The 26,557-nt window shown below is 62.2% G+C and carries 23 protein-coding genes; 15 read left to right on the top strand and 8 right to left on the bottom strand.

Features of this window, described 5'->3' with window-relative positions; all coding sequences use genetic code 11:
• Window positions 1-410 (bottom strand): TnsA endonuclease N-terminal domain-containing protein (locus EJO71_RS07330; protein ID WP_206169006.1); only part of this gene is annotated, 410 nt, incomplete at its 3' end.
• 1,482 nt (window positions 411-1,892) lie between these two features.
• Between EJO71_RS07330 and EJO71_RS07335 the strand changes: the two genes are divergently transcribed.
• From EJO71_RS07335 to EJO71_RS07350, 4 genes are all read left to right on the top strand, one after another.
• Window positions 1,893-2,345 (top strand): OmpA family protein, encoded by a 453-nt coding sequence (locus EJO71_RS07335; protein ID WP_164546797.1) that lies wholly within the window; start codon window positions 1,893-1,895, stop codon window positions 2,343-2,345.
• Window positions 2,346-2,436: 91 nt separating this feature from the next.
• The gene (locus tag EJO71_RS07340) at window positions 2,437-3,015 is read left to right on the top strand and encodes a DUF3658 domain-containing protein (RefSeq protein WP_125948611.1); all 579 of its coding nucleotides are present in this window, start codon (window positions 2,437-2,439) and stop codon (window positions 3,013-3,015) included.
• 157 nt (window positions 3,016-3,172) lie between these two features.
• Window positions 3,173-3,676, top strand: a complete 504-nt coding sequence (locus EJO71_RS07345) for a hypothetical protein (protein WP_125948610.1) — start codon at window positions 3,173-3,175, stop codon at window positions 3,674-3,676.
• A 138-nt stretch (window positions 3,677-3,814) separates the two neighbouring features.
• Window positions 3,815-4,207, top strand: coding sequence for an immunity 22 family protein (locus EJO71_RS07350; protein WP_240651344.1), 393 nt, complete (start codon window positions 3,815-3,817; stop codon window positions 4,205-4,207).
• Window positions 4,208-4,274: 67 nt separating this feature from the next.
• On the opposite strand, the gene EJO71_RS07355 is transcribed toward EJO71_RS07350, so the two are convergent.
• Together EJO71_RS07355 and EJO71_RS07360 are read right to left on the bottom strand one after the other, a co-directional pair.
• Window positions 4,275-4,760 carry a T6SS immunity protein Tdi1 domain-containing protein gene (locus EJO71_RS07355; RefSeq protein WP_164546796.1) on the bottom strand — a complete coding sequence of 162 codons (486 nt, stop codon included), beginning with the start codon at window positions 4,758-4,760 and terminating at the stop codon, window positions 4,275-4,277.
• A gap of 208 nt (window positions 4,761-4,968) precedes the next feature.
• Entirely contained in the window at window positions 4,969-5,982 is a 1,014-nt protein-coding gene (locus EJO71_RS07360) for a DJ-1/PfpI family protein (protein ID WP_125948608.1), read from the bottom strand.
• Between the two features lie 110 nt (window positions 5,983-6,092).
• Between EJO71_RS07360 and EJO71_RS07365 the strand changes: the two genes are divergently transcribed.
• Complete coding sequence (locus EJO71_RS07365; protein WP_240651343.1) at window positions 6,093-7,193, top strand: DJ-1/PfpI family protein; 1,101 nt, start codon at window positions 6,093-6,095, stop codon at window positions 7,191-7,193.
• 120 nt (window positions 7,194-7,313) lie between these two features.
• On the opposite strand, the gene EJO71_RS07370 is transcribed toward EJO71_RS07365, so the two are convergent.
• The 3 genes from EJO71_RS07370 to EJO71_RS07380 all read right to left on the bottom strand — a co-directional run bounded on the left by EJO71_RS07370 (window position 7,314) and on the right by EJO71_RS07380 (window position 9,612).
• Window positions 7,314-7,691, bottom strand: a complete 378-nt coding sequence (locus EJO71_RS07370) for a hypothetical protein (protein WP_125948606.1) — start codon at window positions 7,689-7,691, stop codon at window positions 7,314-7,316.
• Between the two features lie 872 nt (window positions 7,692-8,563).
• The gene (locus EJO71_RS07375; protein ID WP_125948605.1) at window positions 8,564-8,866 is read right to left on the bottom strand and encodes a hypothetical protein; all 303 of its coding nucleotides are present in this window, start codon (window positions 8,864-8,866) and stop codon (window positions 8,564-8,566) included.
• 200 nt (window positions 8,867-9,066) lie between these two features.
• Window positions 9,067-9,612 (bottom strand): hypothetical protein, encoded by a 546-nt coding sequence (locus tag EJO71_RS07380; RefSeq protein WP_125948604.1) that lies wholly within the window; start codon window positions 9,610-9,612, stop codon window positions 9,067-9,069.
• Window positions 9,613-9,882: 270 nt separating this feature from the next.
• Between EJO71_RS07380 and EJO71_RS07385 the strand changes: the two genes are divergently transcribed.
• The gene (locus tag EJO71_RS07385; protein ID WP_125948603.1) at window positions 9,883-10,506 is read left to right on the top strand and encodes a tyrosine-type recombinase/integrase; all 624 of its coding nucleotides are present in this window, start codon (window positions 9,883-9,885) and stop codon (window positions 10,504-10,506) included.
• Between the two features lie 696 nt (window positions 10,507-11,202).
• Here the strand turns inward: EJO71_RS07385 and EJO71_RS07390 are convergent.
• Complete coding sequence (locus EJO71_RS07390; RefSeq protein ID WP_125948602.1) at window positions 11,203-13,482, bottom strand: acyl-CoA dehydrogenase family protein; 2,280 nt, start codon at window positions 13,480-13,482, stop codon at window positions 11,203-11,205.
• A 109-nt stretch (window positions 13,483-13,591) separates the two neighbouring features.
• Window positions 13,592-16,276, bottom strand: a complete 2,685-nt coding sequence (locus tag EJO71_RS07395; protein ID WP_125948601.1) for a LuxR C-terminal-related transcriptional regulator — start codon at window positions 16,274-16,276, stop codon at window positions 13,592-13,594.
• A 144-nt stretch (window positions 16,277-16,420) separates the two neighbouring features.
• Here EJO71_RS07395 and EJO71_RS07400 point away from each other — a divergent pair, with 144 nt between their 5' ends.
• The 9 genes from EJO71_RS07400 to EJO71_RS07440 all read left to right on the top strand — a co-directional run bounded on the left by EJO71_RS07400 (window position 16,421) and on the right by EJO71_RS07440 (window position 26,548).
• Window positions 16,421-17,206: an enoyl-CoA hydratase/isomerase family protein gene (locus EJO71_RS07400; RefSeq protein ID WP_062469617.1), complete on the top strand. Its 786-nt coding sequence runs from the start codon at window positions 16,421-16,423 to the stop codon at window positions 17,204-17,206.
• A gap of 55 nt (window positions 17,207-17,261) precedes the next feature.
• The gene (locus tag EJO71_RS07405; protein ID WP_164546795.1) at window positions 17,262-18,503 is read left to right on the top strand and encodes a lipase family protein; all 1,242 of its coding nucleotides are present in this window, start codon (window positions 17,262-17,264) and stop codon (window positions 18,501-18,503) included.
• 46 nt (window positions 18,504-18,549) lie between these two features.
• The gene (locus EJO71_RS07410; RefSeq protein WP_240651342.1) at window positions 18,550-19,719 is read left to right on the top strand and encodes a thiolase family protein; all 1,170 of its coding nucleotides are present in this window, start codon (window positions 18,550-18,552) and stop codon (window positions 19,717-19,719) included.
• Window positions 19,716-20,918 (top strand): hypothetical protein, encoded by a 1,203-nt coding sequence (locus EJO71_RS07415; RefSeq protein ID WP_062469625.1) that lies wholly within the window; start codon window positions 19,716-19,718, stop codon window positions 20,916-20,918. Before EJO71_RS07410 ends, EJO71_RS07415 begins: the two co-directional genes overlap by 4 nt.
• Window positions 20,915-21,412: a zinc ribbon domain-containing protein gene (locus EJO71_RS07420; RefSeq protein ID WP_125948598.1), complete on the top strand. Its 498-nt coding sequence runs from the start codon at window positions 20,915-20,917 to the stop codon at window positions 21,410-21,412. The genes EJO71_RS07415 and EJO71_RS07420 overlap by 4 nt, the downstream gene beginning before the upstream one ends.
• Window positions 21,413-21,414: 2 nt before the next feature.
• Window positions 21,415-21,882, top strand: coding sequence for a Zn-ribbon domain-containing OB-fold protein (locus EJO71_RS07425; protein WP_125948597.1), 468 nt, complete (start codon window positions 21,415-21,417; stop codon window positions 21,880-21,882).
• A 51-nt stretch (window positions 21,883-21,933) separates the two neighbouring features.
• Window positions 21,934-23,607, top strand: coding sequence for an AMP-binding protein (locus tag EJO71_RS07430; protein ID WP_125948596.1), 1,674 nt, complete (start codon window positions 21,934-21,936; stop codon window positions 23,605-23,607).
• Window positions 23,608-23,767: 160 nt separating this feature from the next.
• Window positions 23,768-25,324 carry an AMP-binding protein gene (locus tag EJO71_RS07435; RefSeq protein WP_125948595.1) on the top strand — a complete coding sequence of 519 codons (1,557 nt, stop codon included), beginning with the start codon at window positions 23,768-23,770 and terminating at the stop codon, window positions 25,322-25,324.
• Window positions 25,325-25,351: 27 nt separating this feature from the next.
• On the top strand, window positions 25,352-26,548 hold the full coding sequence (locus tag EJO71_RS07440; RefSeq protein WP_125948594.1) for a lipid-transfer protein: 1,197 nt from the start codon (window positions 25,352-25,354) through the stop codon (window positions 26,546-26,548).
• The last annotated feature ends 9 nt before the right edge of the window (window positions 26,549-26,557 follow it).

Here is a 26,557-nt window from a genome sequence, read left to right on the forward strand (position 1 = left end):
GCGTAGCGCCTCAGCAGGGCGGCGCGCTCGGCGCGCCGCTGTCCCTCGATCTGTCCCTGGTGAACCACGAAAAAGATTTGACCGTCCGCCGCTAGGCGCCTGGTGATCTCGTCAAAACGCTCCTTCAGAGCGGGAATTCGTTCTGAGCGTTTGACCTCCACGACGGCGCTCTGCCCATTGGAAAAGGTCAGCAGGAAGTCCGGCGTATAGCTTCGGCTATCGCCAAGGTTCAAGGTGAATGGCTGATGCTGGATGCTGCGAACAAGCGGAGAGAGCATTGTGCGCAGCACAAAATGCTTCTCCAGGCGGCTTTCATGATGAATGGCAGTGGGTTGAAACCACCTGCAATTGAGGATGCCGACCATGCGCTTCGGTGAGCGCGTGATGACCTCGCGACTGGGATTTTTCATATGTATCTCTCCAATTCGGCCTGCTGATAAAACAGGCGCAGGAAGGCTTGACGCGGCCTTCAGCTGGGGAGATACTTTGCCAAGGGGCCTGAAATCCTTAGGCAGTTCTCACCGGCTGCTGGCTGCGCCGATTTCTCGAAAGGGGAGTCGGCGTTTTGCTTTACATGGTTGAATCCTCCTCGGCAGCATCTGTCGCGAGTGTGGCTAGATAGGCGGCCACAGCAACGGTGGCCAAGAACCCTACGCGCCGACCCGGTGGCCGGATAAGGCGAAGCGGCAAGCGTCCCTTTAGGATCGCACGATTGAATGAATCCCTAGTTGGAAAATGAAGCAGCTTCCAGGCGTCTTCAACTGGGAGCAACGGTCCGAATTGATCAAAAAGGCGATTGAAGGTCAACGCCTCAATCGCTGACGACGGCGACGAAGCCTCATCTGCGGAATGAAAATCGTGGTGCTTCACAGCGCCTAAGTATTTCCGAAATTCGACGGGCCGACAAGGACTACGCACTAATTTCGATGCACTCTCAACGCCTCTGCAGACCTCTCCTCTGCGCATCAAGAAATTACTTGATGAATTTAGACATTACTTGATACTGGACTCAATATTTATGAATCTTTGTTTTCCAAATAGAGAGAAAAAAAGAACTCTCTTGTTTTCAACAATTATTTACTAGATCCTGTCTAGACCGGCAGCGGTCAGTTGCGCACTGAGGATGAAGGTCTGCGCCCAGTCGAGGCCGTGTGAAAACGCTTGAGAAGTGCGTTCCCTTCGCGCTCGAACTCTCAGATCGTTCCAGGATCAACGATCAAGACCATCGGGAATGGCTTGGGTACCCTCGAAAGCATCGACTTCGCCCGTTTTCACACAGCCTCAGTCTGAAGCGGACGAACACGAAGGACGGCTATGCTGGGGTAGGTGGGCGCTCTGATGTCTGGTCTGTACAAATAAGGGAGAAAATATTGGGATGGCTACAGAAACGCGCCCCACCACGATAGCTCGACGCTGGGCCGCGAATTCCCGTGCCCGCCGCGAGTTCATCGCCAGATCGTTCGACCGTGCTGTTCAGTCGGACGTAGAGGCTCTTGAGAGCGCACGCGCTATGGCCACAAATATGCGCAGCGGCAAGCCTCTACAACGTGCGCCGGCTAGGTGAGCAAGCTACGCCTAGCAATCCGTTTCGCTCCCTATCGCGGCTAGGCTCGGGCCGGACCTAATGGTGTGAGCGCGGAGGCAGCGGGGCAATCTGCGGCAGATTCGTACACACAGTCACGCGGGCTCACTATCGGGGATATCGCGAGACGCATCGCAATCGGGTGATTCCTTGCTTTCGAGCAGAGGCCGCTCGGGCTAACTGCGAACTAGCAGCGGCTGCCCGCTTTGCAGCGGTTGCCGACATCCCTCGGCCTCGCGCGAATGGGTACTATCGGCCAGAACCGGCCGTTCGCCGGGCCGGCACAATGCGGCCAGAAGCTGAAGTAGAAATGAAGATGCGAAATCGCAACGACTTAATCCGAACCACAACGCTGATCTTGCTCGCTGTGTGCTTCCCCATACTTACTTGGTCGATGTCGATCATCTACGCACAACCTACTGTCAGATTTGCGGAGAACGATTCGAAGATTGAATCTCAGAAAGACCTACTAAAGCTTCGGCTCGCCGCATGTGCTGCAATAGGGAACCGAGAGCCGGTCATCATCGAAGGCCATGCTTCGCGGCACGAAGCTCACCCAGAGCAACTAGCGAAGCGACGCGCTGATGCGGTGGCAGATGTAATGGTGCAATTTGGAGCCGATAGAAGCCAATTGCGCGTGGTGGCTTTTGGCGCACACAAGCCACTCGCCCCTGAGGAGCATCCTGCGGGACAAGCAAAAAATCGCCGCGTCGACGTGGATGCCGGAGTTGCTGGCGATTCACAAGAGTGCTGGCATCGCTAAATTCCGCTTTCAGGCATAGGCAGATGCTCGGTTTTCCGCCTTCGCGCCAGCAGCGCTGCCGGCTACATTCGGCCAGAACCAGACATTCGATATGACATCTCGTTTTTCAGTCGATTTCAACGAATTGCTTGAGCGCGATCTCATCATGCTGTCGCAGACTGATTTCCGGAAGGACATCAACGGCTCGCCCGTCCTGCTCGTTGAAGGTCTCCCTATTGAGGTTCAAGAAGATAACCTCTATGACGACGGCACGCACGAAGTGCTGTTTGCTCGCGGAGTCGTTGAGGCCAACTCAACGGGCACTTGGTCTCACGTCAAATGGTGCTGCCGATTTGACTCCGAGGGCTTCTACGACATTGCAGGTAGCTCCGTGAACGAAGAAATTTGCAACACTGAGCTTTCGCCCGCAGAGGGCGCACGGGTTGCAAAGCTGTCTCAAGCTGAACTTGCGCTTATCGATACGGCACTTCTTTCGCAAGTCTCCGACGATTGGAGGAAGGTCGCACGCGTGGTCGGGATGGCGATGCTGTCGACGCGGGACCTCCCAAGCGGGGTTCCCGACGCCTTCTTCGCGAAGCGGGTCAGGCTGCTTGTCGAATCCGGTCAACTTGAATCGCAGGGCGACCTTCGGCGAATGCGATTTAGCGAGATACGGCGAACATCTGCCTGACGGCAGAATGCGGCCAGAAGCGGCCGGTCGCGGCTAACTCTCATCCTTGCCGGTGGTCACCTGTTTCGACCTTCCCCTCATACTTTTACTCTAGAAAATGCATTGGATTCTTCACCGTGACGTTTCCGGTAATGTCCCATATCCAGAATGCAGGCTAGTGAACTCGCACGAAGTCTTGAACTTTCAATACTGGGGAGGCGTCAGCCTAGCAGACCAGTATCCGAGTCTCGAATTCGACGTATCCGACTCACCTGATTCACCTCGGGGTCTCGTTGACTTCATGAGGTCGCTTCACATCGATATCGTTTCTCGCAAGCTTGCCGCGGCTCTTCAACTCGTCGGCGCGGAAGTCGAGTTGTTTCCCGTTGCAGTCTCCTATAACGGTAGCAAGTTCGATGGGCAGCAATTTTTCGCATTGAACTCCCTCATGCGCCCTCGAGCACTCGATCTTAGAAAATCCGATGTTGACCTTGATGAGGAGCTTGGAGACGTCCTTGTCGCTCGGAAAATCGTGCTCGATGAGTCAGGAATCGCCAATTTGAACTGGCTCGTCGTGGATGAACTTAACAAGATTGCCGTGAGCGCCAAGGTTATAGATGCCATCAGCCTGTCGGGGTGTACCGGCTGCGCATTCTCAGAACCGGGTTCGATCAGCCGTTGAAAGTGTTAAGGAAAAGCTCATGTATTGGCAGGCAACGATCGGACGCGACAGTGGACTCGGCCGCTGCGGCATCAGCTAACTATAGTTGCCGGCCAGCTTCGGGCATTCGCTCATACTTCTTCAACTCCTCGCATCCTTATGGCACGCCGCGACTACTCCGAAGACGAAGACTTTTACACGCAAGGCTTCGAAAGCCCCGGTGAGGTTTCCATCTGGCTCGGCTACTCACGACACGGCGATGGATCGAACGATGTGTTGCAAGATCTCTGCGGAGTCGGCTACTACAGCTTGGACAACCAAGAAGCGAACTGTTTTTCGTTCGAGCTGACAAAGGTGGAGCGCCTGCTGAAAGAGATTTCGTACTCTGTCAGCTTCATAGACGCTGCAGTGAGAACGGCAAAACGTCGAAAACTTTCAGAAGCGCGCTGGGTAACTGTTCAGTTTGATTTTGCGTATGCGCCAGAAAAGGTGAAAAGGCCAGTCGCCGCTGACCCAATATTTTTGGGCGTATTTCGCTACTCGGTGGAGTAGCGAACAGTTTCACCTTGCTCAACTCCTCAAAGACCTCCAGGCCTAGTGACTGGCAACTCGGGCTGCCTTAGTGGCCAGCGTCCCTGATGCTCACCGAACGGATGACCGTCTGCGGTTTGAGCCGGCTGAGCTGCGCTTGGAGCTGGCCGTTGACACTGAAGTGCACTTCGATGTCTGTGGCCTCGAAGTTGTCGATGACGTAGTCGCCTCCCATGGTCGGCAGCCGCTTGAATCCGAACAGTTCTCCAGCGGCCAGGGTTTGCCCAGAATTGAAGAGTTCGCCAACGAGTTGAACGTCAAAGAACTTGGCAACAAACTCCCGCTGCGCGAGCAGCTCCTCGAATTCGACGGTCGACGCGGCGATCAGAATCAAGTCCGCTGAACCGACATCGAGCAGTTTGATTTCGCCGCTGCTCGATTCCTCCACAAATGCGTTCCCGACGGCGGTAACCAGCACAGGGAGAGCGCTCGTGCCAAGGAGCCACGTCCAATCTGAGAGCATCGTCTCGCGCTGGAGGTGGTGAAAGCCAACGGTTAGATCGTCGAGGGTCATCTGAGGGCTGAGTTTTCGCAGCAGATCGGAAAGTCCGCTCTTGGCCGACTGTAGCCTGTCTGCTACCAGTCGCTTCGGGCCCCTCTGCGGTCGTTCGTTCCGCTCCAAAGGCGCCGCTTGGCTCCTCAGCCTTGATCGAACAATCGCAGCCTCATCAAGCCGTGACCCACCGTCGTGCCGTGTTGGAATAGGTTGACTTCTGCGCCGCCTATTGTTGGCGGCGGCCTCTGTAGCCATCGGGCGTCATTCCTGGTTGCTGCCGGCGAAAGGCACGTTGAAATGCGTCGAGGGAGCCAAAGCCGCTGTGGCTCGCGATCTTGTCCTGCGACCAATCGGTCTGTAGCAGCAGTGCAGTGGCATGGCTGACCCGGAGGGCCTCCACGAAGCGTCCGGGCGTTGAGCCGACCTCCTGCGAGAAGGCACGCGCGAAGTTCCTTGTACTCATGCAGGCACGCGTAGCCAGCGCGTCGACCGACAAGTCCTCGGCCAAATTCGTCGCAATCCACGCAACCAATTCGCGCAGGCGCGTGGAGGCCCCAGCCTGCGCGTCAAGCACAGGACTCCGCTGGGGTTGAGAACCGCCGCGGAACATGTAGAGCGCCAGATTGCGTCCAATCTCGACCGCGATAGAGCGACCCAGATCGGCTTCGATCAAGGCCAGCGCGAGATCGATGCCGGTCGTTACCCCAGCGGAGGTCCAGACCGGCCCGTCATTCACATAGATGCGATCGCGCTGCACCTCGGCCAGCGGAAACAAGGACTCGAGCGACTCGCAAGCGCGCCAATGCGTCGTCACCCTTCGCCGGTCCAGAAGACCAGCTGCCGCCAACGCAAAAGCGCCGGTACACACACTTGCCACGCGCCGCACCCGGGGCGCTACGTCGGCGACCCAGTCGCTCACGCCGCGATCGAGAATTGCCGTGCGCAACGCGGGCTCATCGCCTCCCGCCACGATGAGGGTGTCGATGGGGCTGTCGATGGCATGCAACGGCCGGGTGTCAGAGAGCGTCAAGCCAGAATTCGTCGTGATGCTTCCTCCATCGGGCGATGCGACTACAAGCCGATAAGCGTCCGGCACCAGTTCTGTTGCCTTGCTGAACGCGCTGGCAGGTCCCGCGACATCGAGTACCTCTACTCCATCGAACGCCACCAACACCACCGTGCGCGTTATGGCGGAAATCGCGGCCTCTTCGTCCTTCTCAGGTTTGTGATCGAAGTGCATGCTTGCCTATTTTTCGAATGCAAAGGTTGGACATGGGCTGGGTATGGAAGATTGCTGGCTGCATCGTAGTGTTTGGGAGCGGCCTGATAGCTTGTTCGATGGATTCCGCAATGTCGCGATCGACGCCGGTCAGTCGCACTCAGGCGAATGAAGCGGGCGCGGATGGGCCCACGTTTGTCGATGCACTGCGCCCGAACCGGCGCATTCCGGTGGTCGCGGTACTCGCACTCAACGGGGGCACGGAAACCACAGATTTCCTAGTGCCGTATGCGGTGCTCCGACGAGCCGCCGTGGCCGAGCTGGAGGCGGTTGCGCCAAGGCAAGGAAAAGTGACGCTGATGCCCGCGCTGGAGATCGATCTAAAGACGGACATCGAAAGCTTTGACCGACGTCACCCCCAGGGCGCCGACTACGTCATCGTGCCAGCCATGCACGTCGACGACGATCCTGCCGTCCTGGCATGGCTGCGAGCGCAGGCTGGCAAGGGGGCAAAGATCATCGGCATCTGTTCCGGAGCGCTCGTGCTCGGCAAGGCCGGTCTGCTCGACGGCCGGCGCTTTGCCGGTCACTGGTACGACCGCCGCGAGCTTCTCGAACGCTATCCGACAGCAAGCTACGTCCCGGATCGGCGCTATGTCGTCGATAGAGACGTGGCGACGACGACCGGCGTCAGCGCGTCGCTGCCGGCTGCATTGGCGCTGGTGGAGGCCATTGGTGGAAATGATCGTGCGACGGCATTGGCGCAAGAACTCGACGCGAACGCCTGGGGCCCCGAGCACGACAGCGCGCGATTCAAGCTCGATGCAGGCGGCATCTGGACCTACGTCGTCAATGCGGTGGCGTTCTGGCGGCGAGACGCCATGGAAATCAGGGTGCGCGAGGGCATCGATGACATCAAGCTGGCCTTCGCCGCGGACGCTTGGTCCCGCACAGGCCGAGCGAGCGTCACTGCAGTGAGCGATTCCGGCGGACCCGTGCGCACAAGTGCAGGCTTGATCTTGAAAACTGTGTCGGCAAGCGCTCTCAAAGCGACGGTACATCCGCTTTCTCTATCGGATTCCGTCTCGCCTGCCGCGCAACTGGATCGCAGCCTGTGCGACATTCAGCGGCGCTACGGCTCGTGGATGCGAGCATGGGTCGCACTGCAAATGGAATATCAGATCAATGAACGAGCCTGCGAGCCAAGCTCGCCGAGCCTTCCACACGAATGATCTCAGGCACGGCCATTCACGCTGGGCGACAGAGCTGAACGTCGGCTTCATGGCGAACTGGGAACTGCGGGCGAACTTCCGCTGATGGCCGACTGTAGCCGCACGTCGGGGCAGCACCATTCACTGTGTTCGCTTGGTCGCGATGTCCGGGAAGTTCCATCCGGAGCGCGCCAACAGGCTATCCCAGTCGACTTTGTCGTAGGAATACTCGGCTTCGAAGGAGCCGCTTCGCGTAACGCGGTAACGGCAGGTCGAGAATGCTTGCGTTGCCCGATCAGGAAGACTGCCCCTCAGGTCTCGAAATAATCCATCTACGACCTGCGGGAGCAAAATTGCAACCTCTTCGAGGTGCCCGCCCTTTTGGACCGAATAGCTCGCCGCCATGTCGCTTTGGGTTTCGTCTACGCTGTAGTCAACAATCAGTTCGACCCACTCCGGCTCCAGAAGTGGTGAGACGGCATCAAAGATCGCTTGCGGAATGCGCGCTGGATCGTTCATGAAGAACCTGTAATTGGTGAGAGCGTCTGCTTCCGGATGATTTCAGGTCAGTCCGTGAGCGACCGGTATTGGCCGAACCTAGCCGTTTGCTACTGACTACTAGGTGAGCCAAGAACCTGCCTCGGCCAAATTTGCCCTTCCGCATGCCGGGCAGCAAAGAGCAGCAGGGGGAGTGCGAAGTAAAGTTCCGACGCGACCGCACGCCATGCAACGCATCGCTGATACTTCCGCCGGCGCCGGCTCTTCCGTTTCCAGCCATGGGAGCACCACATCACCATGCTGAGGTCGAGCGTGATATGCGATACGGTCAGCTTGCGCCAAACCGAAGAGTGGGTTTCGCTCACGGCCAATGGTCTCCCGATGAGAATGGATTTCGATCCTTTCAAGATCTTCTACGATCTGAAGGGCTTGGCTAGCGGAGGTGGATTCGACCAGCGTGAATGGCGCATCCGTCGCAATCGCTAGCGCTTCCGGTAGTGTCGTCTTTGGTTTGCGGAACTTCTGAACTCGCACCACGACTCGGTCAAGCGCGCCTGGAGGGAAAGAGTCAACAATGACCTTCTGGATGTCAAAGTACTCTGGACCGGAGTCGCGTATCCCATGCTTGATCGCATGTTGCGTCCCGCATGCTCCACAGGGAACGAGGCTTCTGCCGCTGAAGCCGTCTTTATGATTGGTGAAGTAGCCACCAATAGAGACCCTAAGGTCACAACTCGGACATGTCAGATCGGTTGGCATTCTCGGAAGTGCAAAAGTTGCTGTTGAGCTAATTTTTCCGGTCGCTGCGACCGACCGACTTTTGGCCGGAGGGCGAGATGGGTTTGCTCGCAAGACCGCGTCTGTAGCCGCAGTTCCCCCAATGCCTTACGCGATCAAGCCCGGGCTCGGAGGATGTTCCAGTTGTGGACACAGTAGCCGGTGACCTGAGTTGAAGCGCGCTCTGGCGTCTCGGCCACCTCCGCGACAACCGCAAAGCCGGGAAGGTATTGCCCGTCGCCATCGTGGCGGTAATACATCTCGTCGCCATCATCAAATTCGAATGCCTCGGACGTTGGCAGCGCTGACAGCATGTCACCGACCCGCACGCCTTCGTATGTGCCCAAATAGCCCTCGAAAACGTAAATGCACCCAAGCTGCTCGCGCGCCGAAAACACGGTCAGGCGCGTAGTCAACATGACTAACGTCTTGAAGGAACGGTTCTATGCTCGATAGTGACTGCCCTATCCTGAATCCTGCGGCAGAGTTTCCTGGCTCAATGGGGGCATAGAGATCAAGCATTTTGGATGTCAGGCCATCTGTGAGCGTCCATTGTGAACGGCCGGTTGTGGCCGACTGTAGCCGCATGAGTTGCCGGCGCAACGGATCAGCCCCGACCTCAGCTCGCCTCGCCTGTCGGCGTGACGTCATAGACGTACCAGATGCCGTCAGAAAAATAGAAGGTGTCATCGCCTGGGCCAAGGAGCGCCGACTCGATCAACGGGAGATCCACTTCGCGCCCTTTGCGCAGGGCCTTTGCAATCGCATCTGTCGTGCCGATTGCAAGCGCGTTGCCGGCTTCTATACACCCGAAGGGCGGAGCGCCTTCGTCTGCCTGGGCGCGCCAATCGTGCAGCATCGCCAACGAGTAGCCGCCGTCGTATGGCGGCTTCGCGTGGATCAAATAGTCCTCACCAACCTCATCGGCCTGAACGAACTTCACCAATGAAGAGAGCACTTCATCGCTTTCAATGAATCTCTTGACCTGCTGTCGTCCGTTCTCCCAGCGAACTAAATCGTCGGCAGAAATGAAGCACCGCAGCATTTTCATTTCCCAGTTCATCTGATCGTTCTTCGCAGAATTGAACTGATACAGCTTCCATCGCCGCCCTTCGAGGGCTAGCTGCAAAGGTAGTGACTTCCGGCGTTCTGCGAAGGTGGTCATGGGTCAAACGATCGGAATATTTCTAATGTACGGATGGCCGCAGTTCTTGCTTATCGTTGAAACGAATTCGAATGCCCGCTTGGCGGTAAATTGAGCACTCGTTGCCAACGACCGGTTGTGGCCGATTGTGCCCCTTGCCATAGGTAAAACATAGTCGCGAAAGCTGATCCCTAACTCAGTGAACGCAGGCGCTGCTTCGCGGCTGCAACAAGCACAGCTGCGGTCCGGCACGCGCATGCTTAGCCTCCCTCAACTCGATGGGAGACCATCATGGGATCAGTAAACACTGCAAGCTGCCGAGTGCCCTGGAACAAGGGCAAGATCGTCGGCCAGAAGGCGCCTTTCAAGCTCAAGGACATTTGGGCGCTGCGGGTGCGGCTGCAACTAGAGGGTCGAGTGCGCGAACTGGCTCTCTTCAACTTGGGCTTGGACAGCAAGCTGCGCGGCTGCGATCTTGTCAGCCTGAAGGTCAGAGACGTCTGCCACGGGGAGCAGGTTGCACCACGGGCGACGGTGATGCAGCACAAAACCCAGCGTCCGGTGCAATTCGAGCTCACGCCCGGAACCCGAGAGGCTGTGCATGCGTGGATCCAGCGTGCCGGCCTGCGATCGGACGACTTCCTGTTCCCGAGCCGAATGCACGGCTCGCCGCACCTCGGCACCCGGCAGTACGCCCGAATACTGAGTGGCTGGGTCAGAGAGCTGGGACTGGATCCCACCGACTACGGAACTCACTCGATGCGTCGGACTAAGGCTACGCTGATCTACCGGCGGACGAGAAACCTTCGTGCGGTGCAGTTGCTGCTCGGCCATTCAAAGCTTGAGTCGACGGTCAGATACCTGGGCATCGAGGTGGATGACGCCCTCGAGATCTCGGAGCAGACGGAAATCTAAGCGAGCGACGATTGAGCAGCGCAAATCCGTCGTCATTGCTACGGTGGTGAGACGGATCAATGCGCTGCGGATGGCTTGATTGCGGCGCACAGCAGACATCCGACGGGCGATGCCGGCTGACCGCAATCAGTCTTGAAGCAGCCGCCCAACGCGTGCGACGCTCCGTATTTCGGCCTGTTGGACCATGCCCTGTCCCATCAGGGCACCGCTGATAGAAACCGCTTTCGCGCCAACGACGAGCCTATTGCCCAACCGACGATAACGATAGGCACATAAACGCCCGGTTATCGGAAGTTGAGAGCGCAAAGCAACCAGTAAAAACGTGCTGCACTCAGGTCAATAGTTCATCACTGCGAGAGGCAGGTATGCAGCGGCTGCCGGCATCCCTCGGCCTCGCTCGACGGGTACTATCAACCAGGAACGGAAGTTCACGGAAAGTGCATAGGCCGCTAGTAAGCGCTCATTCTTGGGAGCCGCCGAATGAAGTTTCGGATTGATCACATCTTTGCCCGTGGGCGGCCTGTGCGCTTCTCTTATGAAAGCTAGATGAGGGCGAATTTTCTCTCTCTCTCTCAGAAACACCTTGCCTCGGTGGGGTCCCAATCAAGTGGTCGCTTTCTCAACCGCGTGCAGCTCGGGGGGAAGACGGGTAGATCCGTAATGGTCTTTTTTTTTCCCAAGAGTAGCGAGCCCCGATCAGGAGCGCGGCAATCCCAACCCATGCAGAGCGATCAAGTTCCGCTGAATCTCCGCCGTGCCACCGCCGATCACGGTCACGATCGAAAAACGCAGCAGTTGCTCGAACCAGCCCGCGGCGACCGCGCCATGCGCCCCCTTGGATAGCGTCGCCGCAGCGCCCAGAATATCGAGCGAGACTTGCCCCAACTGCTCCATCAGTTCGCCGGTGTACGCCTTGCTCATGGCGGCTTCATGGATCGGGGCCTTGCCTTTCTCCGCCATTTCAATACTGTTCATGAACAACTGCCGTCCGGCCTCGACCTGGGCGGCGAGCGCTCCAATGCGATCACGAACGGCACCATCGGTACGGCCTGATTGCAGGCTGTCGTCGACCTCGCGCACGCATCGGACCAAGCATTCGAATTCGGCACGCGCGTTAGCGATGAAACTGCCCATCATCATTCGCTCGGTGGCCAATGCGGAGGTGAGGATCGTCCAACCTTGGTTGACCTCACCGACAAGCGCATGTGCAGATACTCGCACGTTGTCGAGGAATTCTTGGCAGAAAGTGTGCCCGTACATGGCCATCGACGGGCGCACCGTGAGACCCGGAGTCTTCATTGGCACGATGAAGAGGCTGATGCCGGCGTGCGGCCGCTGCGCAGTCCGATCGGTGCGCGCCGCTAGCCACATGTAGTCGGCTTTCTCTGCGGCCGTGGTCCAGATTTTCTGTCCATTGATCACCCATTCGTCGCCGTCGCGCTCGGCGGTGGTCTGCATCGAGGCGAGGTCGGAGCCCGAGCCGGGTTCGCTGTAGCCTAGGCAGAAGGTGATTTCCCCGCGAGCGAGCTTGGGAAGGAACTCAGCCTTCTGCGCTGGCGTGCCGAACGACATCAGGGCATGAGCCTGGATGTCCCCACGGCCACCCATCGGCGCGCCGACGCGCTGAATTTCTTCCATGAAAGCCAATTGCTCGCGGGGCGTGCGGCCTTCGCCGCCGTAGGCGCTGGGCCAACTCAGACTGTTCCATCCTTTGCGGCCCAGCAATGCGGTGAACCTGGTGTCGTAGCCCCATTCTTCGTACGGTCGGTCAATCTCGTCTTCCCGGCTTTCGGGCACCCAGTTGTCCTTCAGCCAGTCGCGCACTTCCACGCGAAATGCATTGCCCGCAGTCCCCAGATCCTGTTCTGGAAGTGCCTGCCCCTGGTCGAGCAGCGCCTGGGCCAATTGCTCCCGGGCACGGCGCACCCCACCCAGGCGTGCCAGGTCGGCATGAATTCGCCGGAAATGCCGAGGTGCCTCATGTTCTTCCGAGTAGCCGACGGCACCGAAGGTGTGGTGCACCTCCAGCGCCACCCGGCGCAGAGCAGGGCCGGCAAAAGCGCGCGCGCTCGCGCCGAGCACACGCCAGTTGTCCATGCCGAAGTCGTAGCTGCGGGCCGCGTTGTTCAGCAATAGCCTCGCAGCCTCCAGGCTCATCAGAGCGTTCGCGAGCTTGTGCTGAAGTGCCTGGAAGCGGCCGATCGGTTGGCCGAACTGACGGCGTTCCTTCGCATATTCGACCGCCATGTCGAAGCCGCGCTGTGCAGCACCTAGACTGCGCGCCAGCAAGGCCAGCCCTGCGATCTGGTGGAGATCCTCGGCCAGTTGCTGCGAAATGGCCAAAGGGACTGCGGCCACGCAGTCGAAGGTCAGCCGAGCCAAGGGCGGGATCGCCAGACCCGGCGTTTCCTCGATGGCCAGACCCGGTGCACCGCGCGGCACAACTACCAGCAATGGACCTTGGTCGGCCAGCACGAGCACGTGAGTGGCTGTCGCACAGCCCTCGGCAAAGTCCACGCACCCTTGCAACCGATCACTGTTCCACCGAAGCGTGCCAGCGCACGGATCGCCGTCAAAGCTACCTAGTGCGAAGGCGATGGTGGCGTCGCCCCGATGGAGCGCGTCCAGCAAATCATCCGTTTCCTGCGAACTGCTTCGCAGCGGCGAAAGCACCATATTCACAAGCACGGCGCCGACCAGCGGCGCGGGACAGCCCGCACGCCCTAGTTCTTCCAGCGCCACTGTAATCTCGCGCAGACCGCCTTCGAGCGGATCGCGGCCCAGGCTTGCCACGCCCTGTTCCGCCAGTGCGTGCCAGATCGACGCAATCGCTTGCGTGTCGGCAGCCAGCGCTATGGCGCGCTCGGCGGGCCAGAGCCGTTCAAGCAGACGGCGCAGGCTTTCGCGCAACATCTCCCGCTCTTCGTCGCTCGGCAGCATTTCGGGGGCAGGCACAGCGCGCTCTTCTTCTGCCATACGACATCTTTCGTGTGGAGCAGTCCGACCTCTGGACTGCGACGAAGATTCTGGTGTGCGCCAGAAAAGCGATCACCCCTCTTTTCGAGTGGAGCCTGCGGCAAACGACTCAGTCGATCAGTCCGCGCTTGCGTGCCACCATCACCGCGTCGTACCGGCTCGGGACGCCAAGCTTGCCGAAGATGCTCTTCAGGTTCCACTTTACGGTTTCGAGCGTGATATTCAGGGTCAGCGCGATCCGCTTGTTGGACATCGATTGACCGAGCAGTTGCAGGATCTCGATCTCGCGCGGCTTCATGTTTTGGTCCTGCACCGCAGCCTCTCGCAAGGGTAGTCGGGATGTGCGCGCGGCGTCGGCTCGCTGCAGCAGGTCGGCGAGGTAATCCCGGGTGTCGCCGGCCTCCAGCGTCGTCACCAGTTTCCTGAGTAGAACATGCAGGGCTTCGCCTTCGTCCAACACGGTGCGCACCAGACCCAGACGCAGCGCGGCCTCAATGCCGACCATCAGCCCGTGTCTCGATTCCGCCTCGCGCCCCATCTGATCGAAGGCGCAGCCTGACAGTAGGTCGGCCAGCACCACGCTCTTTTGGCGGGCGAACGTGACGCCGTGCTGCCGCAGGCGCCCGAGCGCAGGCAATGCCGCGTCCCCGTGGCCTTCGGCTAGAGCGAGGCGCGCCGCCGCCAGCGCGGCAATGGCGTCGATTTCGGCAAGGAAACCCGCGGCGCCGCGATGGCGTTCAGCCAGCGCATCGAGCTCGGCCTGTATCTGCTGCGCGATCTCCTGGCGGCCAAGCCGCAGATGTAGGCGCGCCTGCTCGGCCAGCACATACGCCAATGGGCGATCGAGCGCTTGGTCGCGATATTGGGATTCGTCTTCGGCCAGACCCTGGAGCGTTTCTAGTGGTGACAGTTGCAAGCCCGCCAGCCGGTTACGCGCGATGAGGGCGCGCACCATCGGCTCCGGGGACGAGAAGCGCAGCAGATCGAGGCGGTGGGCGAGCACGTCGCGCGCCTCGGCGAGGCGATCAGCTTCGTAGTACGCATCGGCGGCGAAAGCCGCGCAGTTCACGGCAGACACCGAGCGACGGCCGTGCGCGTCCTCGGAGCGCACAACCAGCGGCCCGGCAATCCGGATCGCCTCCGTGTTGGAGCCCTCCAGTAGATGGCTAAGTAGCAAGGTCGACTCGGCCACTAGCGCCATGTCGTCCAACAACTCTGCACGCGACAGGCGTGCGAGGTTGCAGTGCAGGCTCCGTGCGTCGGCGTAGCGGCCTTCCGCACAATACGCAAAGCTGAGTATGGCTAGGTGGGCCTGGCGCAGGAACCGTTCCTGCAAGGCATCGAAGTCCGAAGGCGCGATCAGCGCCAACGCGGCACTGGTGTCATCGCGCTGAAGCGCGATACTGGCGCGCAGGTAGCGTGCGTGCAGGGCGAACTCGGGGGCCAGCATTGCTTGACCTTGCTGCAGCCGATCGAGCCAGGCCTGCGCATCTCTCCATCGGCAAGTGGCGACAAGCGCCCAGCAACCGAGCACGAGCAGCCGGGGGTGGGCCATCAGCACCTCGGCCGAGAGCTGACTCATCCAGCGTTGCAGCGTGCTGATGAAGCTCATGCTGCGCACCGGCAGGTCAGCGCGCTCCACCAGCCGAGCTGCGGCCTCGAGATCGTCCGCGTGGTAGGCGTGCCGCAGGGCCTCGATCAACGAGCCGTGTGCCTCGAACCAATGGCTCGCGCGCGCATGAGCCGCGCGCACCTGCTGCGGATCGCGCGCTGAAAGGCGCTCCTGCAGGAAGCTGGCAAACAGCGGATGCAGGCGATACCACGGCGTGGGACTGTCGATCTCGACGGGTAGGAGCAAGAGGTTTTCGCGCTCCAACTGATCAAGCAGAGCCCGGGCCTGCGGGCTCTCCGTGACGTAGTGGACCAGGTCGGCATTGAAGCGCCGGCAGATCGAGATTTTCTCGATGAAGTCAACGAGTTCGGGCGCCAGGTCGCGCACCACGTCCTCCGACAGGTAGCGTTGCAGGTCGCCGCGGTGGTGCACCAGTTGTGATAGCAGCGCGCGGTTGCCCGACGCGCGCTTGAGTCGGATGCAGATCATCTGCACGCACAGGGGCCAGCCGTCAGTGATGTCGTGGATCAGGCGCGCGTCGTCGGGCGTAACTTCGCCGAGCTGCTTGGCCAGAAAGTCCTGCGTCTCATGGAAATCGAATGGCAGGTCTGCGAGGGCGATTTCGCTCAGCTCGCCGGTGAGGCGCATGCGACTCACAGCAAGCGGCGGCGAGGTGCGCGATGCGAGGACCAGGTGCATCTCCTCGGGACAGTGGTCCAGCAGGCCCTGTATCAACGCATGCGTCAGCGGGTCGTCGACATGGTGGTAGTCGTCGATGAAGAGGTAGAGGGCCTTGCTCGACTGACAGGCCGCATCGACGATGGTGGCGACGGTCTGCGCCACTGGCAGCTCGGCGCGTGCCTCGGAAGGCAGGGCGGTGCTGTCTTCAACGGCCAAGCCGGCCTGCTGCAGCGCGCCCAGGAGGTAGGCGCGGAACTGTGGAAATTGCTGCTCCTCCTGCGACAGCGAGAGCCACGACACCTGCTCGCCGGCTTTCAGCAGTTCCTGGCGCCACTGCGCCAGCAGCGTTGTCTTGCCGAAGCCCGCGCTGCCGCACACCAGCGCAAGCCGGCAGTCGCGCGCTTCGCGAAGCCGCGCCAGCAGGCGGGTCCGCGCGGTCGATTGCGGGCTGATGCGCGGCGGCGCGAACTTGGTCGGAATGAGAAGGTGGTCGAGCGGCAAAAGGCGGGCTCCTTGCACGAGGGATTTTAGGGAGCGCCTCCTCGGAACGCTCTCCGCTGCAACCCGCCCCCTCAACACGAGGGGTGCGCCCGGGAGGGGGGCGCCGCACCATTGCGACGCGTCCATGCAAGGAGACAGACCGCAATGACCTACCAGACCATCATCCACGAGCAGCGGGAGTCCGTCGCATGGATCACGCTCAACCGTCCCGCTGAACTCAATTCGGTGAACTTGCGAATGCTGCAGGAGCTGTCGGCGGCGCTGACGGAGGTCGCGGCCGACGCTTCGCAGAAGGTGCTCGTGCTGACTGGCGCAGGCCGGGCCTTCTGCGCCGGCGCCGATCTGAAGGCCCTGCGCGGCGCCATCGATGCCGCCCCGGGCGAGCCGAACTTCTCCGACCTGACCCTGTCCACGCTCTCGCAGTTACGCAATATGCCCAAGCCGGTCATCGGCGCGATGAACGGCCTGACGGTCGCCGGGGGTCTCGAGCTGGCGATGTGCTGCGACTTTCTCGTGGGCGCGGCGAGCGCGAAGATCGGCGACGGCCACGCGAACTACGGTGTGTTCCCCGGCGGCGGAGGTGCGGCGGTCCTCCCGCGCCGGATCGGCCTGCCACGTGCAAAACAGTTGTTATTCACCGGCGACTTGATGAGTGCCGCGCAGATGCAGGCCTGGGGTTTGTTGAACGAGGTGGTGGCCGATTCTGAGCTGCAGCCGGCGGTTGCCGCTCTGGCGGCCCGCATGGCCGGCAAGAGCCCTCTGGTTCTGCGCCGCATGAAGACCATCGCCGAGCGCGCCCTGGATCAGCCGCTCGACTTGGCGTTGCGCGACGAGTTGCTCGAATGCCTGCAGCACACACGCTCCCATGATTTTAGCGAAGGGCTCGCCGCCTATGGCGAGAAGCGCGCGCCGGCCTTCCGGGGCGTCTGAGGCCCGCCACTCGCCGGCCCTTGGCACTGAAGAACAACACAACAGGAGACAAAGAATGAATCGCTTGATGAATCTGCCGGTGGTTCGACGCGTCCGGTCGCTGGGCCGGATGCTGGGCCGATGGATGGCCGCGCTGATGCTCTGCCTGGGTGCGTCGGCCGCCGCGGTAGCTGGCCCGCTGCAGGACCCGGCGGGTGACCCCTTCTACGCGCCGCCGTCGCCATTGCCCGAGGGGCCGCACGGCACACTCATCCGTTCGCGCGCCTATGTGCCGCTGGGACTGCCCGCCTGGGGTTGGCAGATCATGTACAAGTCGACCGACGTCAACGGCAACGCCGTCGCCGTCACTGGGAACGTGATGGTGCCGTGGCTGCCATGGTTCCAGTCTTCGCCGCGACCGATCGTCGGATGGGCGTCGGGCACGCAGGGCATTGCGGACCGCTGCGCCCCGTCGCACCAACTCGCCGTCGGCACCGAGTACGAGGCGATCGCCGGCCCCATCGGCTGGACGCTGGCCCGCGGTTGGGCCATCGCCATGACCGACTACCAGGGCCTCGGCACGCCGGGCGACCACACCTATGGCGTCGCGGCGCCTGCGGGTCGGGCCATGCTCGATGCAGTGATCGCGGCCCAACAACTGGGCGGGGCGAACTTGTCGGCCCAGGCACCGGTCGGCCTCGTCGGCTACTCGCAGGGCGGGCACGCCTCGGCCATCGCTGCCGAGCTGCAGCCGAGCTATGCGCCAGCGTTGAAGGTCAAGGGTGTGGCCTCGGGCGCCGGGCCGTCGAGCATTGATGGCCTGTACGCGGCCAACAACGGCGGCCTCTTCGGCGGTGCAATCCCGTACCTGCTGATCGGACTGAACGCTGCCTATCCCGAGCTGAGCCTCGACACCATCCTGACTCCCTATGGCCGCTCGATCATCGCCGAGGCGCGCAATAACAAGTGCCTGCTCGCCATGGCGGCCAGCTATCCGGGACTGGGAGATGCGGTGCTCGTCGACGGGCCGGGCATCTTGACGCGTTCCGACTGGAAGGCGCGCTTCCTGCAGCAGCGCACCGGCACCGCCACGCCGGCGGTGCCCGCGCTCGTCTACGCCGGCCTGCTCGACGAGCTTGTGCCCTACGAGAACACGAAGAAGACCTTCACCGCATGGTGCGCCGGCGGGGCGAAGGTGAGCTTCCGAACCATCGGCATCACCGAGCACGCGACCGGGATGCTGTTGGGCTATCCGCTCGCCCTGGACTGGATGGCGGACCGCTTCGCCGGCGCACCTGCGCCTTCCGACTGCCCGTGACCTGTCTCGTCGAGGGCCGGGCCCGATCAACCCAGAGAGGATGAACATGTCCAACCGTGTAGCCATCGTGTCGATGGCACAAGTCAACTACAGCGAGAAGCGGGCGTACTCACCCGAAGAGCTGGCCTACCGGGCAATCCGGCCGGTGCTGCAGGAAACCGGCCTGCGCTTCCTGCCGGCCTACGAGAAGGGTGGCGTCGACGCGAGTCTGATCTGCCATGAGCACTCGCGCATCGCACGCCCGTTCTCTGCGTCGCTGATCGTCGATGTGGCGGGTGCCAATCTTCGGCCTGACGAGAAAGTGGACCAGGACGGTGCCGTCGGCGTACTTGAAGCCTTCTGGCAAATCGCCTCGGGAGAATTCGAGACCGTGCTCGTGGTCGCGGTCGGCCAGGATTCGACGGCGGCCAGTGGTGGCAATGCCATCGAGAACAAGGTGTTCGACCCCTTCTTCTGCCGGCCCTTGGGCCTGGACAACGTACAGGCCGCCGCGCTCCAGGTACAGCGCTATGCGCACAAGTACGGCATCACGCCGGAGCAGCTCGCTGCGATCTCGGTCAAGAATCTCGGCAACGCCCGCAACAATCCCCTGGCCTTGCGCGAGGGCGACTTCAGCATCGCCGATGTGCTTGGTGCGAGGATGCTGGCTGACCCGATCACCACGCTGCAGTCGCGTCCGCAAGGCGACAGCGCCATCGTGATGCTGCTGGCCAATGAGCAGCGCGCCCGACAGTTGACGGACAAGCCGGTCTGGATCAAGGGCCTGGCCAACTGCTGCGACGGCTATTTCCTGGGGGATCGTGATCTCGCCGACTCAGAAGTGCTGACCATGGCGGCCAAGAAGGCCTACCGTATGGCCGGTATCGACAACCCGCGCACCGACATCGACCTGCTGGAGGTCACCGACGAGTTTGCCTACCAGGAACTGATGGCCTACGAGGGGCTGGGACTGTGCGCAGCGGGCGAAGGTCCTCGCTGGCTGGAGTCCGGCGTCAGCGGCCACGATGGGCTGCAGCCGGTCAATCTCTCCGGCGGTGCTCTCTCCGGCACCAGCCACACCACCATCGGCATGGCGCGGGTCGCCGAAATTGTGCTGCAACTGCGCGGCGAAGCCGGCAAGCGCCAGGTGGGCCGTGCCCGCACCGGCCTCGCACACCTCGCTTCCGGCCCCGCTGGGCAATTCCACCAAGTAATGATTCTGGGAGTCAATCCATGAAGCGCCGCGTCGCCATCGTCGGCTTCGGCCAGACCGAAATGACCGCCCACAGCCCGCTGACAAAGGCGGAGTTGGCCAACCAGGCCGTGCGCCGCGCGCTCGCGGATGCCCGGATCACGATGAAGCAGGTCGAAGAGATTGTCCTCGGCGACATCGACTGGGTTTCCGGTACTGCAGAATCGGAAATGGAGCTGGCCGATTTCGTCGGCCACTACCGCAAACCCCTGGTCAAGATCGAAACCGGCGGCACCGTCGGCGGCTCGGCTGCGATATCAGCCATCCACCATGTAGCTGCGGGCGCTTGCGACGTGGCCATGATCTCCACCACCTCGAAGTTCGTCGGCCCGCCGAGCGACGTGATGCCGCGCGGCCCCTTCCTGCAGGCTGGCATCTCCTCAGGCGTGCACGCGCTCACCGAGAAATGGTGTGCCATCGGCGCGGTCGGCACGCTGTCGTTGATGGCCGCGGCCTACGCCAAGCTCTCGGGCTGCCCCGAGGAAGCGGTGGCCATCGCGCGCGTCAAGGCCTCCGAAAACGCCGCTCGGAACCCCTATGCCCATCTGCGCGAGCGCCTCAGCGTCGAGCAGGTGATGCAATCCCCGATGCTGACGGCGCCCATGCGCCAGCTGCACATGTGCCCGATCACCGAAGGCTCAGCCTCGATCATCTTCGCCAGCGAGGATGTGGTGGACCAGATCACCGACAAGCCGGTCTGGGTGCAGGACGTAGTGAGCATCCATTCCGCGCAGCATTGGTCTGCCCTGCAGGACTTCATCGCACCCAAGGAGCGCTGCGTGCTGCCCAGTCTGCAAAAGGCCTGCGAGATTCTCTACAAGCGCAATGGCATCACCAGACCCGCTCAGCAGCTGGACGTGGTCGAGATGTACGAGCCCTGCACCTGGGCCGAGCTGGTGTGGATGGAAACCATGGGTCTGGCGGAGCCCAATCAGGCATGGCGGATGGCCGCCAGCGGCGCCACAGCCATCGATGGCGTGCTGCCGATCAATCCCTCCGGCGGCGTCACCTGCACCAACGGTGGCGTGCCCTCCACGACCCAGCGCTTCGGCGAACTGGCGCTGCAGATCCGCGGCGACGCCGGCGCGCACCAGGTGCCGCGCGAGCCCCGGCTGGGCATCGCCACCGGGTTCGGCGGCACCGGCTGGACCCCGCTGCTACTTCTCTCCAAGGACAAGCCATGAGCGATACCACGCACAAGCCTGTGCCACCGACGCGGTTGCGCACGTACTTCTCGATGGACTACCCGGTGGGCCTGTTCAATGGCCGCTTCGCGCGCGAGATGCGCGACAACGGCCGGCTGATCGGAATCGTCTGTCGCCACTGCGGCTTCAGCATGCTGCCGGCCCAGGCGGTATGTACGGTCTGCCACGGCGAGAACATCAAGGACCCCAACTGGGTGGAGATGGGGCCCGAAGCGACAGTCGCCGGCTTCATGACCTTCAACATGCCCTTCATCGACACCAACGACCTTTCGGTGCAAAAGGGCCACTACACGGTCGGCCAGCTGATGGTCGATTCACCAGGCCGCACCAGCGGCTTCCTCTGGCATTTCATCGGCGAGGCCGACGCCAGCCAGTTACGCAACGGCATGCGCGTGCGCGCGATCTACCGTCCGCGTGACGAACGCAAGGGTCTGATGACCGACATCCTGCATTGGGTGCCGACAGGAGAATGACGATGTATCCAGCTGAACTCGAAGCCGCCGAGCCCATGGTCCTGCGCCAGCCGGTGCTGTACTGCGACATCAACTACGACGTGGGCCGGATCAACGGCCGGTTCTTCGCCGCGCTGCGCGACGAGGGCCGCATCACGGCCACCCGCTGCACGGCCTGCGCCCGTAGCTACCTGCCACCACGCATGAGCTGCCCCGAATGTTTCGCCGAGTTGGACGAATGGGTGGATGCAGGTGATACCGGCACGCTCACGGCCTTCACCATCGTGCGCGAGCCCGGCATGCTCCAGCAAATGCCCCTTCCCTATGTGGTCGGTCTGGTCAAGCTCGACGGCGCAGACACCGCACTCGTTCACTACCTCGGCGAAGTCGCGCCCGAGGCGGTGAAGGTCGGCATGCGCGTGCGCGCCGTGCTGGCTGAAGAGCGACACGGCAATATTTGGGATATCCGCTATTTCAGGCCGACGACCTGAGGCAAGAGGCCGAAACGCCACCTGAACACTTATAGCAAGAGGAGACATGACATGCCGCACATCCACGCCCCCATCAACCCCAGCGCCTGGCTACAACGCCACGTGCAGGAACGGCCCGACCAGCGCTATCTCACGCAGCCCCTGGGCGGCGGACAGGAGCGCCACTTCACCTGGGCGCAGGCTTCAGAAGAAGCGCGGCGCATGGCCGCGCATCTCGCGTCTTTCGGCTGGGAGCCTGGTTCGCGGGTCGCGATCATGTCGAAGAACTGCGCCTGGTGGTTCCTCGCCGACTTCGCGATCATGTTGGCCGGGCATGTCTCGGTGCCGATCTATCCTTCTCTCACGGGAGCATCGGTGCGCCACGTCCTCGAGCACTCGGGCGCCAAGGCATTGTTTCTGGGCAAGCTCGATTCCGACGATTGGGGCGCCATGCGTGCCGGCATCCCCCCGGGGATGCCGGTGGTGCGGTTTCCGCTGCGCGCGGACGGGGAATTGCCCGACCAGCCCGTGGCCGACTGGGACACCGTGATCGCCCGCACGCCGCCGCTGACCGGCGAGCGCTCGCGCGGCGTCGACGAGTTGGCCACCATCGTCTACACCTCGGGAACCACCGGCGTTCCCAAGGGCGTGATGCACACCTTCGGCACGCTGGGGGCGTCGCTGGGCATCCTGATGGACGACTATGGCTTCGGCCCGCACGATCGCATGCTGTCGTACCTGCCATTGGCGCACAGCGCCGATCGGATGTTTTCCGAGATGGTGTCGCTGGCAAGCGGCTGCAGCGTGACCTTCAACGAAAGTGTCGAGACCTTCGTCTCCGATCTCCAGAAGACCCGGCCCACCTTCTTCATCGCAGTGCCGCGGCTATGGGCCAAGTTCCGCCAGGCCGTGCTGACGCGCATTCCACCTGCGCAGTTGACGACGATGCTGGCCGATCCCGAGAAAGGGCCGGCCGTGCGCCGGCAGGTGCTGGCGCAACTGGGCTTGGCCGAGACGCGCTATGCGCTGTCGGGTGCCGCGCCGCTGTCGCAAGAACTGCATCAGTGGTATCTCGACCTGGGCCTGGAGCTGCTTGAGATCTACGGCATGACGGAGAACATGGGCACGCATGCGAGCCGCCCTGGAAAGGGACGAGTGGGTTACGTGGGTCAGCCGCGACCTGGCGCCGAAGTCCGGCGTACCGACGACGGCGAGATCTTGGTCCGCTTCCCAGGCAATATGCGCGGTTACTTCAACGATCCGCAGCGCACCGCTGAGGTCATGACCGAGGACGGCTTCCTGCGCACCGGCGACGTCGGCGACATCGATGCCGAGGGCTACTTGAAGCTCACTGGCCGTGCCAAGGAGATCTTCAAGACCAGTAAGGGCAAGTACGTGGCGCCCACACCCATCGAGAATGCGCTGTGCGGCGATCCGCTGGTCGAGGCCTGCTGCGTGACTGGCGTGGGCTTTCCGCAGCCGTTTGCCGTCGTTCTGCTGGCGCCGGGCGCTACGCGAAGTCCCGAACTCACGCGAACGCTCGATGTGCTGCGGCAAGCTGTCAACCAGACTCTGGACCCACACGAGCGACTCGATTTTCTGGTCGTCGCCGCGCAGTCGTGGACCGTCGAGAACGGACTCATGACCCCGACGTTCAAGCTGCGTCGCAACGTGTTCGAAACACGCTTCGGACCGCATTTCGAGCGTTGGGCGACCCTTGGCGAATCCGTCGTCTGGGCCGAATGAGTGCATAGGGGGCGTGTCAGGTTTCGCCCCTATCACGGAAGGGGGCCTTCGCGCATCCTGGCACCCTCGCACTCCCCTCCATTCGAGGGGCGAAAGAAATCATGCGCGTCGGCAGACTTCATGCCACCGAGAAAAACACGACGCCTACAGGAGACCCAACATGGCCATCATTGACTTCTTCGACCGCGGATGGGAGATCGATCCGCAAGCACCTGCTTACGTGATGGACGATGCGGTCTACAGCTTCGATGATGTCGGCACGCTCTCGTGCCGCATCGCGAACGCCCTGCTGGCGATGGGCCAGGGACGAGAGAAGGTCGGCGCGGTCTGGGCCGCCAACCATCCGGTGCCATGGACCTGCACCCTGGGGCTGTGGCGTGCCGGTATGGCGTGGATGCCTGTCAATCCGCGCGGAGCGCTCGAAGAAAATCGTCAGTTGCTCGATGCCTTCGACTGCGAGGTACTGTTCTTCCAGCAGGCCTTCGCACCGGCCGTGGAAGCATTGCGCCCCAATCTGCCGAAGATCCGGCTGTTCGTCTGCATCGAAGGCCCCGTGCCGGGGGCGCTAGGACTCTCCGAATGGATCGAAGGCCATTCGGGCAACAGGCCGCAGGTGACCTACCAGCCCGACGACACGGTGGCCGTGATGCCGACCGGGGGCACCACGGGTCTGCCCAAGGGCGTGATGAACACGCACCGCAGCTTCCAGGCCTTCTGCGCCCAGTTCATGATCGCCTGCAGCTACCGGGCCGACGAGAAGATCGTCAACCTTGCCGCAGCTCCGATGACGCATACCGCGGGTGTCTTGTCGCTGCCGTGTACGGCACGTGGCGGCACGGTGGTGGTGCTGACCAAACCCGATCCCACCGCCCTCCTTGATGCCATCGAGACGCACCGTGTGACCGAGTTCTTCCTGCCGCCGACGGTCATCTACCGATTGCTGGACATGCCGGGCATCGAGGGGCGCGACTTTTCCTCGCTGAAGTACTTCCTGTGCGGCGCTGCGCCGATGTCGGCCGAGAAACTGCGCCGCGCCATCGCGGTGTTCGGGCCCGTGATGATGGAGGCCTATGGTCAGACCGAGGCGCCCGGCGCAATCGCGATGAAGCGGCCGGAGGAGAACTTCGTCGGCGGGCAACTCGCCAGCGATGCGCGCCTGCTGTCCTGCGGCCGTGCCAGCCCGCTCACCCGCGTGGCGATCATGGGGGAAAACAACGAACCGCTTGGCGTCGGCGAGACCGGCGAGATCTGCGTGCGCGGTGACCTCGTCATGAAAGGCTACTACAAGGCGCCCGAGAAGACAGCCGAAGCCGTCGTCGACGGCTGGCTGCACACCGGCGACGTGGGGCACCTGGACCGCGACGGGTATCTGCGCATCACCGACCGCAAGAAGGACATGGTGATCAGCGGCGGCTTCAACGTCTACCCGAGCGAGGTCGAGCAGGTGATCTGGGCTCACCCCGCTGTGCAGGACTGCGCCGTGATCGGTGTGCCCGATGCCGCATGGGGCGAGGCGGTGAAGGCCGTCGTCGAACTGACGCCCGGCATGCAGGTCTCGGACGGCGAGCTGATCGCCCTGTGCAAGCTGAAGCTGGGCAGTGTGAAGGCGCCCAAGTCGGTGGACTTCGTGGCCTCGCTGCCGCGCAGTGCCAACGGCAAGGTCCTGAAAAAAGATCTGCGCGCACTCTACTGGACGGCGCAGGACCGCAACATCTGATCCGCCGAGGCGGAAAGCGAGCAACCGATGACCCAGGAAACCCTCATCGCCGGTGTCGGCATGGTGCCTTTTGTGCGCCCTGGCCGCAGCGAACCCTATGACGTGATGGCGCAAAAGGCCGTGCAAGCGGCACTGGCCGATGCCCGCATCGACTACGGCCTCGTCGAGCAGGCCTTCGCAAGTTTCGTCTATGGCGACTCGTGCTCGGGCGAGCGCGCTCTCTACCGCGTCGGCATCACCGGCATCCCGATCACCAACGTGAACAACAATTGCGCGTCGGGCTCGTCGGCGCTGTTCCTGGCACGGCAGGCCATCTTGTCAGGTGTCTCGGAGTGCGCACTGGCGGTTGGCTTCGAGGAGATGCGGCCCGGCGCGTTGGACCGCATCTTTCCCACGCATGCGGACCCGCTCGAGCACCACCGCGCCAGTGTGATCGCTGCGATGGGACTCAGCGTGCAGGAGCAAGCACTGCCGCCCGCGCTGCTGATGTTCGGCTCTCAGCTCGAATGGGCTGCGCGTGAATTGCAGCTGACCGATGAGGTGTTCGCGCGCGTGGCCGTGAAGGCGCGCGCGCATGCGAAACACAATCCCTTCGCGATCTTCCGCGATCCGCTGAGCGTGGATGAAGTCCTGGCCGCCCCAACCGTGTGGGGGCGCTTACGCAAGCTGTATGCCTGCGCACCAAGCTGCGGTGCCGCTGCGGTGATCCTGTGCAGCTCCGATTTCGCCCGGCGCCATGGCCTGCGCGCCGAGGTGTCGATCCTCGCTCATGAGATGGGCAGCGACATCGCCACCGACCTTGACCCGCCCAATGTGCCCGATGCGTTGAGCCGAGCCGCCACGCGCCGTGTTGCGGATCGTGCCTACGCGCGCGCGGGGGTGGCGCCAACGGACATCGACGTCGCGGAGGTACACGATTGCTTCGTCAGTAACGAACTGCTCAGTTGCGCGAGCCTGGGCTTTTGTGCCGAAGAAGATCTGGCCGGCTTCGTCCTAGAAGGGTGCAATACCTATGGTGGGCAAGTGGTGGTCTGCCCGTCGGGCGGGCTGCTGTCCAAGGGCCATCCGCTCGGCGCAACCGGGCTGGCGCAGATCACCGAGCTCGCTACGCAATTGCGCGGCCAGGCCGGCGTGCGGCAGGTCGAGGGCGCTCGCCTGGCCTTGCAGCACAACGGCGGATTGGGCACGGCGGTGTCGGTGGCCATCCTGCAGCGGCGTGATTGACCCGAGATC

The organism is Variovorax sp. 679, assembly GCF_003952185.1.
Classification (GTDB): Bacteria; Pseudomonadota; Gammaproteobacteria; order Burkholderiales; family Burkholderiaceae_C; genus Variovorax.

Excerpts from the sequence above, each read along its gene's own strand:
- EJO71_RS07335 (WP_164546797.1), top strand. The coding sequence starts at position 1,893 with ATGAAGATGCGAAATCGCAACGACTTAATCCGAACCACAACGCTGATC.
- EJO71_RS07340 (WP_125948611.1), top strand. The coding sequence starts at position 2,437 with ATGACATCTCGTTTTTCAGTCGATTTCAACGAATTGCTTGAGCGCGAT.
- EJO71_RS07350 (WP_240651344.1), top strand. The coding sequence starts at position 3,815 with ATGGCACGCCGCGACTACTCCGAAGACGAAGACTTTTACACGCAAGGC.
- EJO71_RS07355 (WP_164546796.1), bottom strand. The coding sequence starts at position 4,760 with ATGACCCTCGACGATCTAACCGTTGGCTTTCACCACCTCCAGCGCGAG.
- EJO71_RS07360 (WP_125948608.1), bottom strand. The coding sequence starts at position 5,982 with ATGCACTTCGATCACAAACCTGAGAAGGACGAAGAGGCCGCGATTTCC.
- EJO71_RS07365 (WP_240651343.1), top strand. The coding sequence starts at position 6,093 with ATGTCGCGATCGACGCCGGTCAGTCGCACTCAGGCGAATGAAGCGGGC.
- EJO71_RS07370 (WP_125948606.1), bottom strand. The coding sequence starts at position 7,691 with ATGAACGATCCAGCGCGCATTCCGCAAGCGATCTTTGATGCCGTCTCA.
- EJO71_RS07375 (WP_125948605.1), bottom strand. The coding sequence starts at position 8,866 with ATGTTGACTACGCGCCTGACCGTGTTTTCGGCGCGCGAGCAGCTTGGG.
- EJO71_RS07380 (WP_125948604.1), bottom strand. The coding sequence starts at position 9,612 with ATGACCACCTTCGCAGAACGCCGGAAGTCACTACCTTTGCAGCTAGCC.
- EJO71_RS07385 (WP_125948603.1), top strand. The coding sequence starts at position 9,883 with ATGGGATCAGTAAACACTGCAAGCTGCCGAGTGCCCTGGAACAAGGGC.
- EJO71_RS07390 (WP_125948602.1), bottom strand. The coding sequence starts at position 13,482 with ATGGCAGAAGAAGAGCGCGCTGTGCCTGCCCCCGAAATGCTGCCGAGC.
- EJO71_RS07400 (WP_062469617.1), top strand. The coding sequence starts at position 16,421 with ATGACCTACCAGACCATCATCCACGAGCAGCGGGAGTCCGTCGCATGG.
- EJO71_RS07405 (WP_164546795.1), top strand. The coding sequence starts at position 17,262 with ATGAATCGCTTGATGAATCTGCCGGTGGTTCGACGCGTCCGGTCGCTG.
- EJO71_RS07410 (WP_240651342.1), top strand. The coding sequence starts at position 18,550 with ATGTCCAACCGTGTAGCCATCGTGTCGATGGCACAAGTCAACTACAGC.
- EJO71_RS07415 (WP_062469625.1), top strand. The coding sequence starts at position 19,716 with ATGAAGCGCCGCGTCGCCATCGTCGGCTTCGGCCAGACCGAAATGACC.
- EJO71_RS07420 (WP_125948598.1), top strand. The coding sequence starts at position 20,915 with ATGAGCGATACCACGCACAAGCCTGTGCCACCGACGCGGTTGCGCACG.
- EJO71_RS07425 (WP_125948597.1), top strand. The coding sequence starts at position 21,415 with ATGTATCCAGCTGAACTCGAAGCCGCCGAGCCCATGGTCCTGCGCCAG.
- EJO71_RS07430 (WP_125948596.1), top strand. The coding sequence starts at position 21,934 with ATGCCGCACATCCACGCCCCCATCAACCCCAGCGCCTGGCTACAACGC.
- EJO71_RS07435 (WP_125948595.1), top strand. The coding sequence starts at position 23,768 with ATGGCCATCATTGACTTCTTCGACCGCGGATGGGAGATCGATCCGCAA.
- EJO71_RS07440 (WP_125948594.1), top strand. The coding sequence starts at position 25,352 with ATGACCCAGGAAACCCTCATCGCCGGTGTCGGCATGGTGCCTTTTGTG.